The organism is Azoarcus sp. Soil_N_20 (assembly GCF_057656155.1).
Genome location: NZ_JBDGKX010000002.1, coordinates 233,112 through 247,761, shown reverse-complemented (window position 1 = coordinate 247,761; position 14,650 = coordinate 233,112). Strand labels below are relative to the sequence as shown.

At 62.2% G+C, this 14,650-nt stretch carries 17 protein-coding genes; 6 read left to right on the top strand and 11 right to left on the bottom strand.

All coding sequences use genetic code 11. The features are described from left to right. Positions 1 to 307: 307 nt before the first annotated feature. From AC3A35_RS05650 to AC3A35_RS05610, 9 genes are all read right to left on the bottom strand, one after another. Entirely contained in the window at positions 308 to 739 is a 432-nt protein-coding gene (locus AC3A35_RS05650; RefSeq protein ID WP_487434949.1) for a tautomerase family protein, read from the bottom strand. A gap of 19 nt (positions 740 to 758) precedes the next feature. Beyond that, positions 759 to 1,526, bottom strand: a complete 768-nt coding sequence (locus tag AC3A35_RS05645; protein WP_487434948.1) for an SDR family NAD(P)-dependent oxidoreductase — start codon at positions 1,524 to 1,526, stop codon at positions 759 to 761. A gap of 4 nt (positions 1,527 to 1,530) precedes the next feature. Next, entirely contained in the window at positions 1,531 to 2,466 is a 936-nt protein-coding gene (locus AC3A35_RS05640; RefSeq protein WP_487434946.1) for a catechol 2,3-dioxygenase, read from the bottom strand. Between the two features lie 66 nt (positions 2,467 to 2,532). Continuing rightward, a complete protein-coding gene (gene dmpG / locus AC3A35_RS05635; RefSeq protein WP_487434945.1) occupies positions 2,533 to 3,585 on the bottom strand; it encodes a 4-hydroxy-2-oxovalerate aldolase in 1,053 nt (350 codons plus the stop codon). Next, complete coding sequence (locus AC3A35_RS05630) at positions 3,585 to 4,499, bottom strand: acetaldehyde dehydrogenase (acetylating) (RefSeq protein WP_487434943.1); 915 nt, start codon at positions 4,497 to 4,499, stop codon at positions 3,585 to 3,587. The genes dmpG and AC3A35_RS05630 overlap by 1 nt, the downstream gene beginning before the upstream one ends. Further along, a complete protein-coding gene (locus AC3A35_RS05625; RefSeq protein WP_487434942.1) occupies positions 4,496 to 4,711 on the bottom strand; it encodes a tautomerase family protein in 216 nt (71 codons plus the stop codon). The genes AC3A35_RS05630 and AC3A35_RS05625 overlap by 4 nt, the downstream gene beginning before the upstream one ends. Positions 4,712 to 4,730: 19 nt before the next feature. Then, the gene (dmpH, locus tag AC3A35_RS05620; RefSeq protein ID WP_487434940.1) at positions 4,731 to 5,534 is read right to left on the bottom strand and encodes a 2-oxo-3-hexenedioate decarboxylase; all 804 of its coding nucleotides are present in this window, start codon (positions 5,532 to 5,534) and stop codon (positions 4,731 to 4,733) included. After that, positions 5,531 to 6,328, bottom strand: coding sequence for a 2-oxopent-4-enoate hydratase (dmpE, locus tag AC3A35_RS05615; protein ID WP_487434938.1), 798 nt, complete (start codon positions 6,326 to 6,328; stop codon positions 5,531 to 5,533). The genes dmpH and dmpE overlap by 4 nt, the downstream gene beginning before the upstream one ends. 7 nt (positions 6,329 to 6,335) lie before the next feature. Next, complete coding sequence (locus AC3A35_RS05610; RefSeq protein WP_487434937.1) at positions 6,336 to 7,796, bottom strand: 2-hydroxymuconic semialdehyde dehydrogenase; 1,461 nt, start codon at positions 7,794 to 7,796, stop codon at positions 6,336 to 6,338. Between the two features lie 460 nt (positions 7,797 to 8,256). On the opposite strand from AC3A35_RS05610, the gene AC3A35_RS05605 reads away from it, so the two are divergent. From AC3A35_RS05605 to AC3A35_RS05585, 5 genes are all read left to right on the top strand, one after another. Next, entirely contained in the window at positions 8,257 to 8,484 is a 228-nt protein-coding gene (locus AC3A35_RS05605; protein WP_487434935.1) for a BrnT family toxin, read from the top strand. 4 nt (positions 8,485 to 8,488) lie between these two features. After that, positions 8,489 to 8,758 (top strand): BrnA antitoxin family protein, encoded by a 270-nt coding sequence (locus AC3A35_RS05600; RefSeq protein ID WP_487434934.1) that lies wholly within the window; start codon positions 8,489 to 8,491, stop codon positions 8,756 to 8,758. Positions 8,759 to 8,765: 7 nt separating this feature from the next. Next, entirely contained in the window at positions 8,766 to 8,945 is a 180-nt protein-coding gene (locus tag AC3A35_RS05595; RefSeq protein WP_487434933.1) for a hypothetical protein, read from the top strand. A gap of 178 nt (positions 8,946 to 9,123) precedes the next feature. Next, entirely contained in the window at positions 9,124 to 9,282 is a 159-nt protein-coding gene (locus tag AC3A35_RS05590; RefSeq protein WP_487434931.1) for a hypothetical protein, read from the top strand. 36 nt (positions 9,283 to 9,318) lie between these two features. Then, positions 9,319 to 11,565, top strand: coding sequence for an ankyrin repeat domain-containing protein (locus AC3A35_RS05585; RefSeq protein ID WP_487434930.1), 2,247 nt, complete (start codon positions 9,319 to 9,321; stop codon positions 11,563 to 11,565). Positions 11,566 to 12,376: 811 nt separating this feature from the next. On the opposite strand, the gene AC3A35_RS05580 is transcribed toward AC3A35_RS05585, so the two are convergent. After that, the gene (locus AC3A35_RS05580; RefSeq protein ID WP_487434928.1) at positions 12,377 to 13,054 is read right to left on the bottom strand and encodes a hypothetical protein; all 678 of its coding nucleotides are present in this window, start codon (positions 13,052 to 13,054) and stop codon (positions 12,377 to 12,379) included. Then, positions 13,047 to 13,280: a hypothetical protein gene (locus AC3A35_RS05575; protein WP_487434927.1), complete on the bottom strand. Its 234-nt coding sequence runs from the start codon at positions 13,278 to 13,280 to the stop codon at positions 13,047 to 13,049. The genes AC3A35_RS05580 and AC3A35_RS05575 overlap by 8 nt, the downstream gene beginning before the upstream one ends. A gap of 103 nt (positions 13,281 to 13,383) precedes the next feature. Between AC3A35_RS05575 and AC3A35_RS05570 the strand changes: the two genes are divergently transcribed. Beyond that, a complete protein-coding gene (locus AC3A35_RS05570) occupies positions 13,384 to 14,427 on the top strand; it encodes a hypothetical protein (protein ID WP_487434926.1) in 1,044 nt (347 codons plus the stop codon). The last annotated feature ends 223 nt before the right edge of the window (positions 14,428 to 14,650 follow it).

Below are 14,650 nucleotides of genomic sequence, written 5' to 3'. Positions count from 1 at the left end.
TTGCCATCTGCCCGACACGCCGGCCGATGCTTACAGAGATGTAACCGGAGCGTCAGTTTTCTGTTTATCCACGTCGCGGGTGGCACGAACGTGAACGACGCACGACAGACGGTCTGGCTGCGCCGGCCTGTGGCCTCAGCTCGCCATCGAAGTCGTTCATCGATGGAAAACGGAGAGCTGCGCGTTCATCCAGTGTCCGTAACCGCTGCGGCGATGTCCGCGCCATGGTGGCGCTGGTGTCGGCCTTGCGCTGCTCCAGCGCATAGACCACCTTCATCCGTTCAACCTCGAAAAACGAGCGTCCACATTAAAGACACCCCGTTCGCAACGTCAGGGCACGTGCGTCGATTTCGTCCTGGCGCAGCACACTCGCCGGCTCGCCGCCAATGGCCCAATCCTGGGGCTCGACCCTGCGGCAACTGCCGCGGACAAGATCACGGCGCACACCGAGGGTGTCCACCAGCAGGTCGGTAAAGCCGGCAAGCAAGCGCTGGCGCTCGTCGAGCGGACGGCCTTCCAGCACGATGAAATCGAAATACGGCGCGTGCAGCCCATTGTTTTCGACCACGTCCCCCGCCACCGCAAACTGGCCCGCCCGGTGCGGCGTGATGAAGGCCCGCACCCGCGGCATCGGCGCACCGAGCACTTCGGCGTACAGTCGGCACGCCCCGATCAACAGGCGCTCGTCCTGTTCGGCTGAAGTCATTCCTTCGACAAGATGGAAATTCACGACCGGCATGATCTGCTTCCTCGGGTGTTCATGGCAGGCCGCGACGGCGGCCGGCGTCAAGCATCAGGCTGGAGCCCGTCATCGCATCCGCTTCCGGGGCAAGCAGCATGGAAACCGCCCAGGCCACTTGCTCCGCCGTGGTGAAGCGGCCGATGGACGAATCGGCGAGCATCTCGGCCAGCACTTCGTCGACGGTGATGCTGCGCAGGGCCGCCCGGTCCGCGGCCACGCGACGCAGGCGCTCGGTGTCGGCGGGGCCCGGGGCAATCAGGTGCGCGGTGATGCCGCGCGGGCCGTAGGCCAGGCTGAGCTGGCGCACCACGTTCATCAGCGCCGCATTGGCGACACCGGCCGAGGCGGCGTAGGCGGTCGGCTCGAAGCCGTAGTGGCCGCCGATGGCGACGATGCGCGAACCGCCCGCAAGGTGGCCATCCACCGCCCGGGTCAGGCGCAGCAGGCCGCCGACCTTGATGTTCACCGCATCCACCACCGTCGCCGTGGGCGCGCTGAGGATGCCGCCGGCCACGCCCACGCCGGGGCCGTGCACCACCATCCGCACCGGCCGGTTCACCGCCGCAGAGATGGCGGCGATGGCGGAGTCGGAGGCGATGTCGGCGACGCAGGCGCTCAGGCCGGGCACCCTGTCCTGCATCGCGGCCAGTGCATCGGCACTGCGGGCCACGGCAACGACGCCCAGCCCGGCGGCAGCCAGCCGTTCCACGATTGCATTGCCGAAGGCGCCGGTGGCGCCCACCACGACCGCGATCTCGTCGCGTTGCTGTGCTTTGACGTTCATTCGATCAACCCGTCAGCACGGTCAGGAAGCTCTCGCGGACGACGTTGTCCTGCGCGAACGTGGCATGGCCCAGCTCGGTGGTGTCCCACGTAAGCGTCGGGGTGTCCGGGTAATGCACGTAGCCGCCGGAGAAGACCTCGTTGCGATTGCCCGACGGATCGAAGAAATAGATCGTCATGCCGCGGGTCACGCCGTGGCGATTGGGGCCCACGTCCACCGGAATGCGGTACTTGCCGATCAGGTCGGCGGCGTGGATCACGTCGGTTTCCGACTCGAGCAGGAAGGACACATGATGGAAGCGCCCCGGCGTCGGCTGCAGCACGAAGGCGATATCGTGGGGCTTGGTCGAGCAGCTCAGGAACAGGGCCAGCGACTGCCCGCCTTCCGCGTCGATCAGGCGCTCGCTGAGGTCGAAGCCGAACACTTCGCGGAACAGACGCGCCGACTCGTCGATATTCACCCCACCCAGCAGCGCGTGGTCCAGCCGGTTGATGCGGAAGCCGCGGATCACGCCTTCGTCGGGCAGTACGCCCGGATTGAGCACGCCGAGGCTGTTGCCGATCTGCGCCTTATCGGCATAGAGCTGCATGAGATGGCCGCTGGGCAGCATGAATTGCAGGCGGCGCCCACTCTTCGGATAGACCCCGGCCGCGATGCGCTCGACCTGCAGACCGAAGGCGCGGATCTTCGGCTCCAGCTCATCGAGCGTGGCATCATCGAAGACCTTGAAGGCGAAGTAGTCCATGCCCGACGAATCCGCCTCGCGCAGCACCAGGCAGTGGTGGTCGTGCTCGTCCCAGGCCTTGAAATAGACTCGCCCGGCGGCGTCGGTCATGACCTCGTGCAGGCCCATGCGCTTGCCGTAATGCTCGCGGGCTTCGCCCATGTCGAGCACGCGTACTGCGACTTCGCCGAGGCGAAGCAATCCCCTGAGTGCCATCTTTTGTCTCCGTTATGTGGTGTATTGCCTGCGCGGGGGGTCTGCATGGGCGCCCCGTCGTTTCCGTCAGCGCGCGGCCTCGTTGAACAGGCCGCGCTCCTTGGCCATGGTCATCGCGGTGTCCATGATCATGTCCTCCTGCCCGCCGATCATTTTCTTGCGGCCGAGCTCGACAAGGATGTCGCGGGCCGACACGCCAAAGCGGTCTCCGGCGCGCTTCGCATGAAGCAGAAAGGTGGAATAGACGCCGGCGAAGCCGAGGGTCAGGGACTCCCGGTCGACCCGAACCAGGTGATCCATCATCGGCACGATGATGTCTTCGGCCACATCCATGATCTTGAACAGATCCACGCCGGTCTCGATCCCCATGCGCTCGCACACTGCGGCGAAGACTTCCAGCGGCGTGTTGCCGGCGCCGGCCCCCAGCCCCGCCACCGAACCGTCGATGCGGCTGGCGCCGGCTTCGATGGCGGCAATCGAGTTGGCGATGCCCATGCCCAGGTTGTGATGTCCATGGAAACCGATCTCCGTTTCCGGCTTCAGCACCGCGCGCAATGCACCGATACGGGCCTTCACGTCGTCGGGCAGCATGTAGCCGGCCGAGTCGGTGACGTACACCGTCTGCGCCCCATAGCTTTCCATCAGCTTGCCCTGCTGGGCGATGCCGGCGGCGTCGTTGAGGTGGGCCATCATCAGGAAGCCGGTGGTGTCCATGCCCAGCTTGCGGGCAAAGGCGATGTGCTGAGGCGATGTGTCCGCTTCGGTACAGTGGGTGGCCACATGCACGCTGCGGGCACCGCAGTCGAACGCCGACCGGAGCTCCTTCATCGTGCCGAGGCCGGGAATCAGCAGCACCGAAACCTTGGCCTGCTTCATCTTCGGGGCCACTGCCGAGAGATACTCCTCGTTGCTGGCGAGGGCGAAGCCGTGCTGCAGCGAGTTGCCGCCCAGACCGCCACCATGGGTGACCTGGATATAGGGCACGCCGGCGTCGTCCAGCGCGGTGGCGACCTTGACCATCTGCTCGATACTGATCTGTTCGCGCTTGGCATGCATGCCGTCGCGCAGGCACATGTCGTGCAGGATGACCTTGCGCCCTTTCAGACTGGATTCACTCATCACACGGCCTCCGTCGCCTTGAGCTGGATTTTTCCGGCGAGAATTTCCTCGGCAAACATCTCGGCGGTACGGGCCGCCGCCGCGGTCATGATGTCGAGATTGCCGGCGTATTTCGGCAGGTAGTCGCCAAGACCGGCCACTTCCATGAACACCTGCACCTTGTTGCCGTCGTAAATCGGACCATTCACCAGGCGGTAGCCCGGCACGTACTTCTGCACCTCGCCGATCATCTGCAGGATCGATTCGGTAATCTTCACGTGATCGGGTTCGTCGTCGGTCAGGCAGGAGATGGTGTTGCGCATGATCATCGGCGGCTCGGCCGGATTGATGATCGCCAGCGCCTTGCCGCGGCGGGCGCCACCGACCACCTTGATCGCGTTGGAAGTGGTGTAGGTAAACTCGTCCAGGTTGGCGCGGGTGCCCGGGCCAACCGACTTTGAGGCCAGGCTGGCGACAATCTCGGCGTAGTCGACGCTCTGAATGCGCGACACCGCGCGAACGATGGGAATCGTTGCCTGACCGGCGCAGGAGATCATGTTGACGTTCATCTCCACCTTGTCGGCATGCTGGCGCAGGTTCACCGGCGGCACGCACAGCGGACCGATGGCCGCGGGCGTAAGGTCGATCATCATCACCCCCAGCTCATTGAGCTTGCGGCTGTTCTCCGCATGCACATAGGCGCTGGTGGCATCGAAGGCGATCTGGATGTTGTCTTCCAGCACGTGCGGCAGCAGGCCGTCGACACCTTCCGCGGTCGTCTTCAGCCCCATCTCGCGGGCGCGGGCGAGGCCCTCGGACCCGGGGTCGATGCCGACCATCCACACCGGTTCGAGCACCGGGCTGCGCTTGATCTTGTAGATCAGGTCGGTGCCGATGTTGCCCGAGCCGATCAGCGCACAGCGGATCTTCTTCATAGGGTGATCTCCTGGGCCCTGGCGGCGGCGCGCTGGGCCATGGTCTGGCCAGCGACGAAGAAGCCGTCGGTGGCATGTTCGGTAATCAGGATGCGCACCGTGTCGGCGCTGCACTCCAGGCTTCTGGCAACCGCCTCGGTGACCGCCGCCGCCACCTTGTGCTTCTGCTCGGTCGTGCGGCCCACCATCATGTGCATCTCAATAATTGGCATGGAATCTCCTTGGGTTCCTTCAGTCGACAAAGCGCATCGATACGCTGCCCAGTTCCTGGAAGCGGGCGATGATGTTGTCGCCCGGCTTCACGGCAATGGCTTCGGTGATTCCGCCACTCATCACGAAACTGCCCGCGGGCAGTTCTTCACCAAGCTCGGCGAGGATGTTGACCAGCATCGCGATCGCCTCGGCCGGGTGGCCGAGCACAGCGGCCGAAGCCCCCATGGCGACGATCTCGCCGTTCTTCTCCATCACCACGCCGAGCGTGCGCAGATCCAGTTCCTCTACGTAGCGGGTGCGACCGCCGCCGACGAAGCGCGCCGACGAACCGTTGTCGGCGACCACGCTTTCGAGGTCGAACTTGAAGCCGGAAAAACGCGAATCGATGATTTCCACGGCAGGCAGCACATAGTCGGTCGCGGCAAGCACGTCCTCGCGGGTGCAGCCCGGCCCGGAGAGCGCCTTCTTCATGACGAAAGCCACTTCGCACTCGACCCGCGGATGCACCAGATCGGCGGTGGAGATGGCCGAGTTCTCGGGGCGAGCCATGCGGTCGGTCAGGAAACCGATGGAGGGCACGCTGACCCCCATCTGCTGCATCTTGGCCTTCGAGGTGAGGCCCGCCTTCCAGCCCACCTGGCGGTGGCCTTGTTCGAGAAAGCGACGACGCAGCTCGGACTGCACGGCGTAGCCGTCGCCCATGGTCATGCCCGGGTATTCGTCGGTCAGTTTGGGAATTGCACAGGCACGCTTCTGCGCCCCTTCCACACGTTCGCACAGGCGAACGACGTCCTCACGCGACAGGGTGACGTTCATGCTCATGCTGCACTCCTTCCGGAAAACTTCACCCGGCAACTGCCCAGCCCGCCGACGGTGCACACCAGTTCGTCCCCATCGACCACCGGCACCAGCGCCGATTGCGAACCGGACAGGATCACCTCGCCGGCCCTGAACGGAATGCCCAGCTCACCCAGCGTGTTGGCCAGCCAGGCCACTGCGTTGGCGGGCGAGCCCTGCACCGCGGCGCCGACGCCGGTCGAATGCAGTTCGCCGTTCTTCTCCAGCACCATGCCGGCCAGCGTGATATCGAGCTTGCGTGGGTCGCCCCTGGTCTTGCCCAGCACATACACGCCGCAGGAGGCGTTGTCCGCCACCGTGTCCTGGATCTTGATTTTCCAGTCGGTAATGCGCGAATCCACGATCTCGAAGCACGGCACCACGTAGTCGGTGGCGCGGATCACGTCCATCGCGGTCACGCCCGGCCCCCGCAGATCGGCCTTGAGCACGAAAGCGAGCTCCGCTTCTGCCTTGGGCTGGATCAGCGTCCCGAGATCGATGGTGTCGCCTTCCTCATGGACCATGCCCGAGGTGAGCTGGCCGAAATCGGGCTGGAACACGCCGAGAAAGTCCTGCACCGGTTTGCTGGTGACGCCGATCTTCTTGCCGACGATGGTTTCGCCTGCGCCCACCCGGCGCTCGATGTAGCGCAACTGAATGCGATAGGCATCGGCAAGCGTGATGTCCGGTTCGCGCTCGAGCAGCGGCGCCACGGTACGGCGCTCCAGCCAGGCGACATAGAGCTCGTCGCCGTATTTCTGAATGGTTTCGTCGTTCATGTCGGCCTCAGAGCTTCACGCACACATTGCGCGTCTCGGTATAGAACTCGAGCGAATGCACCCCGCCTTCACGGCCGATACCCGACTGCTTCGAGCCGCCGAAGGGCGTGCGCAGGTCGCGCAGGAACCAGCTGTTGATCCAGGTGATGCCCACGTCGACCCGCGCCGCCATCCGGTGCGCGCGCGTCAGGTTGGTGGTCCAGATCGTGGTCGACAGGCCGTAGTCGGTGTCGTTGGCGAGATTCACCACCTCGTCTTCGCTGTCGAAGGGGCGGATGTGGCAGCACGGCCCGAAGATCTCCTCGCGTACCACGGCTGCGCTCTCGGGTAGCCCGGTCCAGATTGTCGGCTGCACCCAGGCCCCTTCCGCGAGTTCGCCCGGCATGTCGGGCACGCCACCGCCGGTGACGACGGTCGCGCCTTCCTCCACCGCCCTGGCGTAATAGGAAAGCACCTTGTGCCGGTGTTCCTGGCTGATCAGCGGGCCATAGTTGGCGTCATGGCTTTCGGGGCGGCCAAACCTGACGCTCTCGGCCTTGAGCTTCAGCGCCGCGACGAATCTATCGAAGATCGGCCGCTCGACATACACCCGCTCGGTACCGAGGCAGACCTGCCCGGTATTGAGAAAGGCGGAGCGGAAGATGCCTTCAACGGCCGCATCGAAGTCCGCATCTGCGAACACGATGCCGGCGTTCTTGCCGCCAAGCTCGAACGACACGTCGCGCATGCCATCCGAGGCCGCCTTCATGATCGCCGCGCCCGTGCGCGTCTCGCCGGTAAAGGTGATCGCATCCACGCCCGCATGGCGGGTCAGGAACTCGCCCGCGGAATCCGGCCCGAAGCCATGCACCACGTTGTAGACACCCTTCGGGATGCCCACCTCGTTCATCACCTCACCCAGCAGCGTAGCGGTGTGCGGCGACTCCTCGGAGGGTTTCACCACCACCGTATTGCCGCAGGCCAGCGCCGGCCCGACCTTCCACGTCATCAACAGGAAGGGGGCGTTCCACGGGCTGATCACGCCGATCACGCCCTTGGGCATACGCAAGGCATAGTTGAGCGCGCCGCGCCCATCGGGCGTATCCATCTGAAAGGCCTCAGTCGGCACATTCTTGATGACGTCGGCAAATACCTTGAAGTTGGCTGCGCCGCGCGGAATGAACACATGGCGCATCACATGCGAAGGCTGACCGGTATCGGCCATCTCGGCTTCGACGAAATCCTCGAAGCGGCGGGTAATTCCATCGGCCACACCGTAGAGCAGATCAACGCGCTGCTCGGTCGTAAGCCCGCCCCACTCGCCACGCAGCGCGGCACGCGCAGCCGCGACGGCGGCATCGACCTCGGGCATTCCGGCCTCGCTGATCGAAGCAATGACCCGGTTATCCAGCGGCGAACGCTTGTCAAAGCGCCGCCCGCTGGCCGCACCGACAAACTCGCCGGCAATGAAATTCTCGATCTGACGCATCCTCATCTCCTCTGTCCATCCCCTCCTCCGCGCCTCAAGCGGCGGATTGCGGGGCTGCAGTTCATTCGACCTGGAAGAGAGTCTAAGAAGCGATCGGAATACCGTCTAATACCTTATTTCAGGACGTTAGATACCTGATAGGTATGATGAGACATGCTTACACAGCATCTTCAACCAGCGTGCGCGGAAGGTGGCTTGAGGAGGATATTGACTGTGTTGATTCAATGACGGCTGGGCGGCGGAAGGTGCCGGTATCCCATCGTGGGCGGCGACGTCTTGCGAAGGGTGGGTTTCAACCCGCCCCGGACAGGTGATCGGCCGAAGGCATTGGTCGATTTCCAGTTCCCGAATCGCTGCTGCCGAACGCAAGCCCACATCCGCTAAGAGCGTGCATCCTCCGACCGACGCGTAGTTACAAAAAATCCTTGCAGTCGGAATTAACGTAACTACACTCGGTCTCATGCTTACAGAGTTCGACCCTGACAAGCGCAACAAGCCCCTCTCCGAGCGGGGACTGGATTTCGCCCGTGCCAACGAAGTATTTACGGGCCGACACTTCACCGCAGAAGATATCCGCGAGGATTACCGCGAGCCGCGCTACATCACCGTTGGCAAGCTCGATGATCGGATGGTGATCATGGTCTGGACCCCTCGCGGTGAGACACGCCGCATCATCAGCATGAGGTAAGCGAATGAACGCGAAAAAGCACGCTACGCCGACCGACTGGATTGACTCCGACGATGCGCCAGAACTGACTGACGAATTCTTTGAACGGGCGGATGAATACCTTGGCGACAAGTTGGTGCGCCGAGGGCGCCCGCAGGTTGCCAGTCCGAAAATCGCCCTGACGGTCCGGTACGACGCCGATGTCGTGGAAGCCTTCAAGGCCACCGGCAAGGGCTGGCAGACACGCATGAATGCTGCCCTGAAGGATTGGCTTAAAACGCACTCCTCCGCATAGGAGAGGCGTGACGCTGAGCATACTTGAAGTGAAGACGTCGCGCGTTAACGTGCCGCCTGACGAAATCGGCCATTCCCTTGGCGTCCAGCATCTGTTCGACACCGGTCGTTTACCTGAATGGACACCACCGGCAGCAAAGGCCGACGACCTGTACTCGGCCAAAGCTGCCTTTGACCATCCCAATTAAAATGGCCGGTTCTGATTGCAGACCGGCCAACGCACCATCACTCTACCGCGAGTAACTCCACTCGTATCGGCAGCAGAAAATCCAAAATTCCTTCGGTTCCATGTCGTGCCCACGGAAGGCCTTTTCCTCAAGATGACGGTGTGCCGATTTGGCACTACTCTACTCGAAAGGAATGACAATGACGACCAAGACTCCTACTCCCAAGGCTCCGGCCGCCCCGATGACCCAGATTGCTGCAGCGCGTATCCAGAGCTCGGCAGCCAAGGCGGGCGGGGTGTCCAAGGGTAGCTTTGCCGCTCGCGCTCAACGTGCGGCGGCAAAGGGTGGCAAGCGCTAATCAGGGAGAGGGCGGGAAATTCCCGCCCTGATAAACATGAGCAAAGAAACCATCATCCCCCGCCTGGGCAATCTTTTCCGGTCCCTGATCAAAGCTACGGGCTATCGGCCCCACCTCGTGCAGATTGGGCAAGACAAGGATCTCGATGATCTGGCCAATGAGGTCGACGAGCGCCAAGGCAGCAGGTTCGACAGGCTGCAATCCATCGAAGATGCCTGTACGAACGCACTCGCCCTTGATTGCGGCAAGGAGTGGGCAGAAACCTTCCGCTACGCTTGGTTTCGGACCGCCGAGGCACTGCAAGGATTGGCTCAGAACCTGGATGTCACCCCACTGAGCACCGCCGAAGGGCAAAAGCTGATCTCACAGCACTTCACGGTGCCGATGCTTGCCGGCTTCCTCAGCCTTGCTGCCAGCAGGAGAGCAGCTCCAGACTTCGAACAATGGGGGTCCTCGCCGTTCAAAGCTTGGTTGGAGTTCGCCTCGCATCACGCCAAAGTACCCGAAGAGAGGCTGCTCACGAATCTGGGTAACCAACTCGATGTCGACCCGAGAACGATAGAGCGCTGGCTTTCTGGGGATGCCATGGGCAAACTCGCTTGGCCCTATGCCCCCAAGGTCGCTGCGGCGATCGGCAAGGATGCATCGACACCGGAAATCCCTCTTCTATCGGGATGGCTCCTGCTGGCCTGTGCCTACCAATCGCTACCGACCGAGTTGCGAAATGCCATAAAGCGCAACTTAAATCTGCGGACCCAACAACCTTGGGCGCTCGAAGACGCCTTGCGCGCCATCAGTCAGGCGAGCAACCACGCGGGCGACATTCCCCTGCGTCGCCAGGTAATTCCGCTGCTCGATACGATTCAGATGATGTTCTCGACCAAGGGGCATGAAAAGGCTGCGCTTCAGGAAGTACTGGATCAGCTTCTGGATCTGATCGAGCGGGCCGATCCCGGCTTACAGTCCTCCTATCGCTACATCCACGCTTGGTTTGCCGCACGGCATGCGGCGCTGCTGGGCCAGAAGGAGGCCGCCCTCGACCTCTACGCCAAATCGGTTTCCGGCGCATGGTGGCGGGCGGGGCAAAATCAACACCCGATCCTCAATGAAGCGCTGCTGTACGCGGTTGGCGTTGGGGATAAGGATGCTGCCAATGGCTACTGGGACAAAACGTTCATGCTTGGTCTGAACCAGCGCCCGAAACGCCCATTGGATACCCAGGAACTGCGTCGTATCGCCTGTGGCTTCGAACGCATGTTTGCTCCGCAGAAAGCGAAGGATCGAATTCCTCCCCGCGTGGAAATCCGGAACACTGACGATGCCTTCAATCTCGGAAACAAACACCGCGCCAACCCCAATCAGAAGACCAAGTACGCCGAAGGCAGAACACGTCGGACGCCGCTGATAGTCGCGATTCAGGAAGGCACCCTGGATGACGTAAAGCAGTTGATCGCTGCCGGTGGCGACCCGAATAACTTCATTCCGGAATCGGGCGAAGGGCCACTGTCCTACGCCATGCGTCGAGCTTGTGATCGAAAAGACACGCTCATCATGGAATATCTGCTGAGCCTCAAGCTGTCGCAGGAGACAGTCAATCGGCCGGCCTCAACGAAGCGTGAAACGCCGCTGAAGATTGCCATCGAAATGGCCAATGCACCTGCCGTGACGAGATTGATTGAGCTTGGCGCCGATGTAGAACAGAACTGTGACTATCTTCCCTCTGCACTTTGTTATGCGATGGTACTTCTCCATGGCAGCCTTCACCGGGATGACCGAACTCAGGAACAAGCCTATTTCTCCGGCAAGACGCGCGCAGATTCTTATGACTCCAGGGAAGGAGCCACGCTCGATATAGACCTTGCGAAAAGACGGCAGCGCTTCTACGACCTCAAGAACGCCTCTGAACGGCATCGCCAAATCTTCGACGCCCTCCTCGAACGCATGATCCGTCCAGCAGTCAATCACCGTGCCGTGATCCAAGCCCTGCTGGACGGCGGCGCAGATGCCAACCGGCGCTACCGCGTGGAAGCCCATCACCTCGCCGAATGGACTCCTACCCTGTTCGCAGCGCAGACCGGAGACCTTGAGACTTTCCGGATGCTTGTCGAACATCCGGAAAACAATTGTGGAAACCCCGACCTGACCCTGATGGCGCCTACCACCCTGGAGCGATTCGACGCCCTCTGGGTCGCGATCGATCACGGGCGACACGCAATTGCCTCCTACCTCATGGAACTTGAGAAAAGAAATGGCATGACCCAATCCAGCCTCGGGAACTTGTGAGAAATACATTCGGCGACGTGTCGGGTGTGCATCGCCGACAAATCCGATCCTCACGGTTGCACAACAACCAAGGGGATTATTCATGCACTACTGCAACGACAAGGACATCAACTGCTTCATCAAACAAATGCTACGGAGCGGTTGGCGTTTCGAGCCAGGCCGTCACGGCAAGCTTCGTCATCCGGAAGGGATCGGATTTATCACCTTTCCTAAAACACCTAGTGACCATCGATGCCTAAAAAATATGCTTCGTGATGTTCGACGACTCGAATCGGCGAATAGTCAAACTTTGGTCAGCAAACGGGCTCTGAAATAAGCGCATTTTGGCTCACGCCTCGGCCGCAGCAGTTAGAAATCCGTCGGCAATCTGCCTGACTATCGGCCTCACGGGCCAGTCTCCATTCGTCGGCGGCGACGTTTTCCGTAGGGCGGACTTTAGTCCGCCGCGGACCGCTGATCGGCCGGAGGCGACACCCGATTCGCCCTGCGTCACCGGCTGTAACAGACTCAATGCTGCCACTCGGGTTTGAAGCCGGTCGATAACCCGTTTTCCAGCTGACCAGCCGCATTTCAGGCGGCTACTTGCCTTGTAGATCGTCCAGAAACTCAGATGGCCCTTTGGTGTCGAGCCCGCGTCATCCCGGTACAGCGGAATCCACTTGGCGAGGCATCGCTTCGCGCTCGGTTCAGGGGAGTCACGTCGTACTGCAAACGGATATGCGGGACACATTGCTCGAACTCCCGAGGGTTCCCGTCGCCCGTGCGGGTGCGAGGCCCTCCGTACCCCGTATGGCCCCAATAGGTTGCCCCACTACCACTCGCGCCGTCGCATGCCCGGGAGCGGCCGCTGCTGCGTGTTCGGATCCAGGACATAGGGCAAGCCACCTGCGTGCCGGACTCGAAGGTAATCGATGTCGTCCAGAACGTCATTTGCTTCGACCTCGATCCAGTCATACGCGGAAAAGTCCTGCCTCTTGTTTCGGTCGACCGCGTGTGAATGGTAGATCTCGATCAACAGGACCGGGTCGCCGTACTTGTCGAGCAGGGCGATATCCGCTCGGCGACGGGTTGCCGGGCAAATCCATTCGGTCTCGACCATTGCCGGGCGCGCGAAGATCGCGACCTCCTTGCGGCCTCCAGCGACGAGGACGCTCAACAGCGGCATCGGCTCCCGGTGCGCGACCACTTCACGAAAGACTTCCGCGAGCACATGCTTCGCTGCCTCATGCCGTCGCGGCGACCTGTTGTGGCTGCTATGTAACCCGCAGTTGATCGAGGCCGCGTCTGCGCGATGGCGAAAGTAGTGATTGCCCGACCCGCGCGGACGCTCGTACACGGTGAGATCGCCCCCGCAGCGTGGATCGAGACAACGATAGGTGCCGGGAGGTGGCAGGTGCTGCGCATACTCGGCCCGGATCAGATGCTCGCTAGCCGTGTCGCGCGCGAGGGGAATCCTTGGGTGGGCGCGTCTGGAGTTGAACTTAGCCATGGCGATCCCCGGATCGCGCACGTAGCTCGAAGCAGACCTGCACCTTGAACTGCGCGAAAACCACCCAGTTTCTGTAATGGGCGTCCCAATAACCGCGTCCGCGACAGATCGGCTCTACGATAACCCGGACCGCTTCGTTGACTGGGTGCCAGATCGCGATGTCCCCTGAAGGAAGCGGTGTGAGCTGGACCGGGGCATCCAGAATGCGTAGTAGTTCCTTCTCCATGGTCGTACCTGCCGTGCATGATGAACACAACCGGAAGTTAGGCTTCGGCGGGCGGCGGTGGGAGTCACCACGGGGTGAATTGAGGATCAGATGAGGGGCATGGATGATTGGGCTTGCGGATGAAGTCGAGGCAGAGAGGGTTGATGAGGAGATCGTCGGGATGGCGCAAGCGCTGCTCGCGTCGATTCCCCGTGACAAGGCGCGTCAGCGCGCTTTCCGCGTTCTGCAGCTGCTTGCGCAGTCGGCAATCGGTGCCGCGGGATGCGGCGGATTCCGGCGCTTCACGACGAAGGAGATCTACTTCGAACTTGGCGGTAACAAGAACCAGGAACCGTCCAACTGGATGAGCCCCATCTGGATTGCCCTCGACGAACGCATCTCGCCGGAGATCGAGTCAGCAGTGGTCCGGAGATGCCGGGAGCAGGGCCTTTCGTCCTATCCCCGGATCAGAAAGGACGAAAGCAGCCCCGCTTGCTACTACCTCCAGGCGACGCCGATTCCGCAGCAGAGTAACGACCACACCGAACCGCACCCCTCCTCGGTGACGCGACGTCGGGACCTCGTGATCTACGAGCCGGACTTGGATCTGCAACTCTCCCGCCTGGGACGTCTCTGGTTTTCTCGCGGACTTCAATGGACGCATCGGAAGAAGTTGATGGCTGCCGCATGGACCCTCCTGGGGCTCGCGGCGGTGCTGCTCGTCTTCATCGGCCTGTGGTTCGGACTCGCGCACAAGACCGCGCCGGTCAGCGCCAGCGATCTGATGCTTGTGCTCGTCATGATCGGCGCCCCGGCGGGCTTCATATACGAAGTGGAGCGTAGGACGCGGATCTTCGACGACCGAATCGTGTTGGCGCCCGACTGGACGCTCGCGTGGAAGGAATTCGGTGCGACGCTGGAACTTGCCGGCAAGGACGGCCTTGAAGCGCCCAAGGAATTCAGGGTCCGCCGTTACACCACCGTCTGCCCGGTGTGTGAGGCAATCGTCAAACTCGACAAGGGCGAGCCTGATTTTCCCCGGAGGCTGGTCGGACGCTGCACGCAAAGTCCCCGTGAGCACGTATTCAGCTTTGATCGGATAACGAGGAGGGGAAGGTCGCTACGCGTGCCGCCGCGCGTCGATCAAGAGGACGAGGAGAGCGCCTGAGGTAGCGAGCGGGGTGGTCAGGACAGGCGAAGGGGGCGTCTGCTCGGCCACAGCTGCCGGCCAGCTTCCGCCGACTGAGCGGCGGCAGTGTTGCGGAAAGCCGCCGCACAGCACGCAATACCGTCGAACGGCAGGTCCTCAGCTTATGGACTGGCAGTATCGGCCCATGGCAGACGGTTGCAGCAGTTCGCTACGAGACCACTTCGCTGCGGCCGCTGTCGTT

Excerpts from the sequence above, each read along its gene's own strand:
- AC3A35_RS05650 (WP_487434949.1), bottom strand. The coding sequence starts at position 739 with ATGCCGGTCGTGAATTTCCATCTTGTCGAAGGAATGACTTCAGCCGAA.
- AC3A35_RS05645 (WP_487434948.1), bottom strand. The coding sequence starts at position 1,526 with ATGAACGTCAAAGCACAGCAACGCGACGAGATCGCGGTCGTGGTGGGC.
- AC3A35_RS05640 (WP_487434946.1), bottom strand. The coding sequence starts at position 2,466 with ATGGCACTCAGGGGATTGCTTCGCCTCGGCGAAGTCGCAGTACGCGTG.
- dmpG (WP_487434945.1), bottom strand. The coding sequence starts at position 3,585 with ATGAGTGAATCCAGTCTGAAAGGGCGCAAGGTCATCCTGCACGACATG.
- AC3A35_RS05630 (WP_487434943.1), bottom strand. The coding sequence starts at position 4,499 with ATGAAGAAGATCCGCTGTGCGCTGATCGGCTCGGGCAACATCGGCACC.
- AC3A35_RS05625 (WP_487434942.1), bottom strand. The coding sequence starts at position 4,711 with ATGCCAATTATTGAGATGCACATGATGGTGGGCCGCACGACCGAGCAG.
- dmpH (WP_487434940.1), bottom strand. The coding sequence starts at position 5,534 with ATGAGCATGAACGTCACCCTGTCGCGTGAGGACGTCGTTCGCCTGTGC.
- dmpE (WP_487434938.1), bottom strand. The coding sequence starts at position 6,328 with ATGAACGACGAAACCATTCAGAAATACGGCGACGAGCTCTATGTCGCC.
- AC3A35_RS05610 (WP_487434937.1), bottom strand. The coding sequence starts at position 7,796 with ATGCGTCAGATCGAGAATTTCATTGCCGGCGAGTTTGTCGGTGCGGCC.
- AC3A35_RS05605 (WP_487434935.1), top strand. The coding sequence starts at position 8,257 with ATGCTTACAGAGTTCGACCCTGACAAGCGCAACAAGCCCCTCTCCGAG.
- AC3A35_RS05600 (WP_487434934.1), top strand. The coding sequence starts at position 8,489 with ATGAACGCGAAAAAGCACGCTACGCCGACCGACTGGATTGACTCCGAC.
- AC3A35_RS05590 (WP_487434931.1), top strand. The coding sequence starts at position 9,124 with ATGACGACCAAGACTCCTACTCCCAAGGCTCCGGCCGCCCCGATGACC.
- AC3A35_RS05585 (WP_487434930.1), top strand. The coding sequence starts at position 9,319 with ATGAGCAAAGAAACCATCATCCCCCGCCTGGGCAATCTTTTCCGGTCC.
- AC3A35_RS05580 (WP_487434928.1), bottom strand. The coding sequence starts at position 13,054 with ATGGCTAAGTTCAACTCCAGACGCGCCCACCCAAGGATTCCCCTCGCG.
- AC3A35_RS05575 (WP_487434927.1), bottom strand. The coding sequence starts at position 13,280 with ATGGAGAAGGAACTACTACGCATTCTGGATGCCCCGGTCCAGCTCACA.
- AC3A35_RS05570 (WP_487434926.1), top strand. The coding sequence starts at position 13,384 with ATGATTGGGCTTGCGGATGAAGTCGAGGCAGAGAGGGTTGATGAGGAG.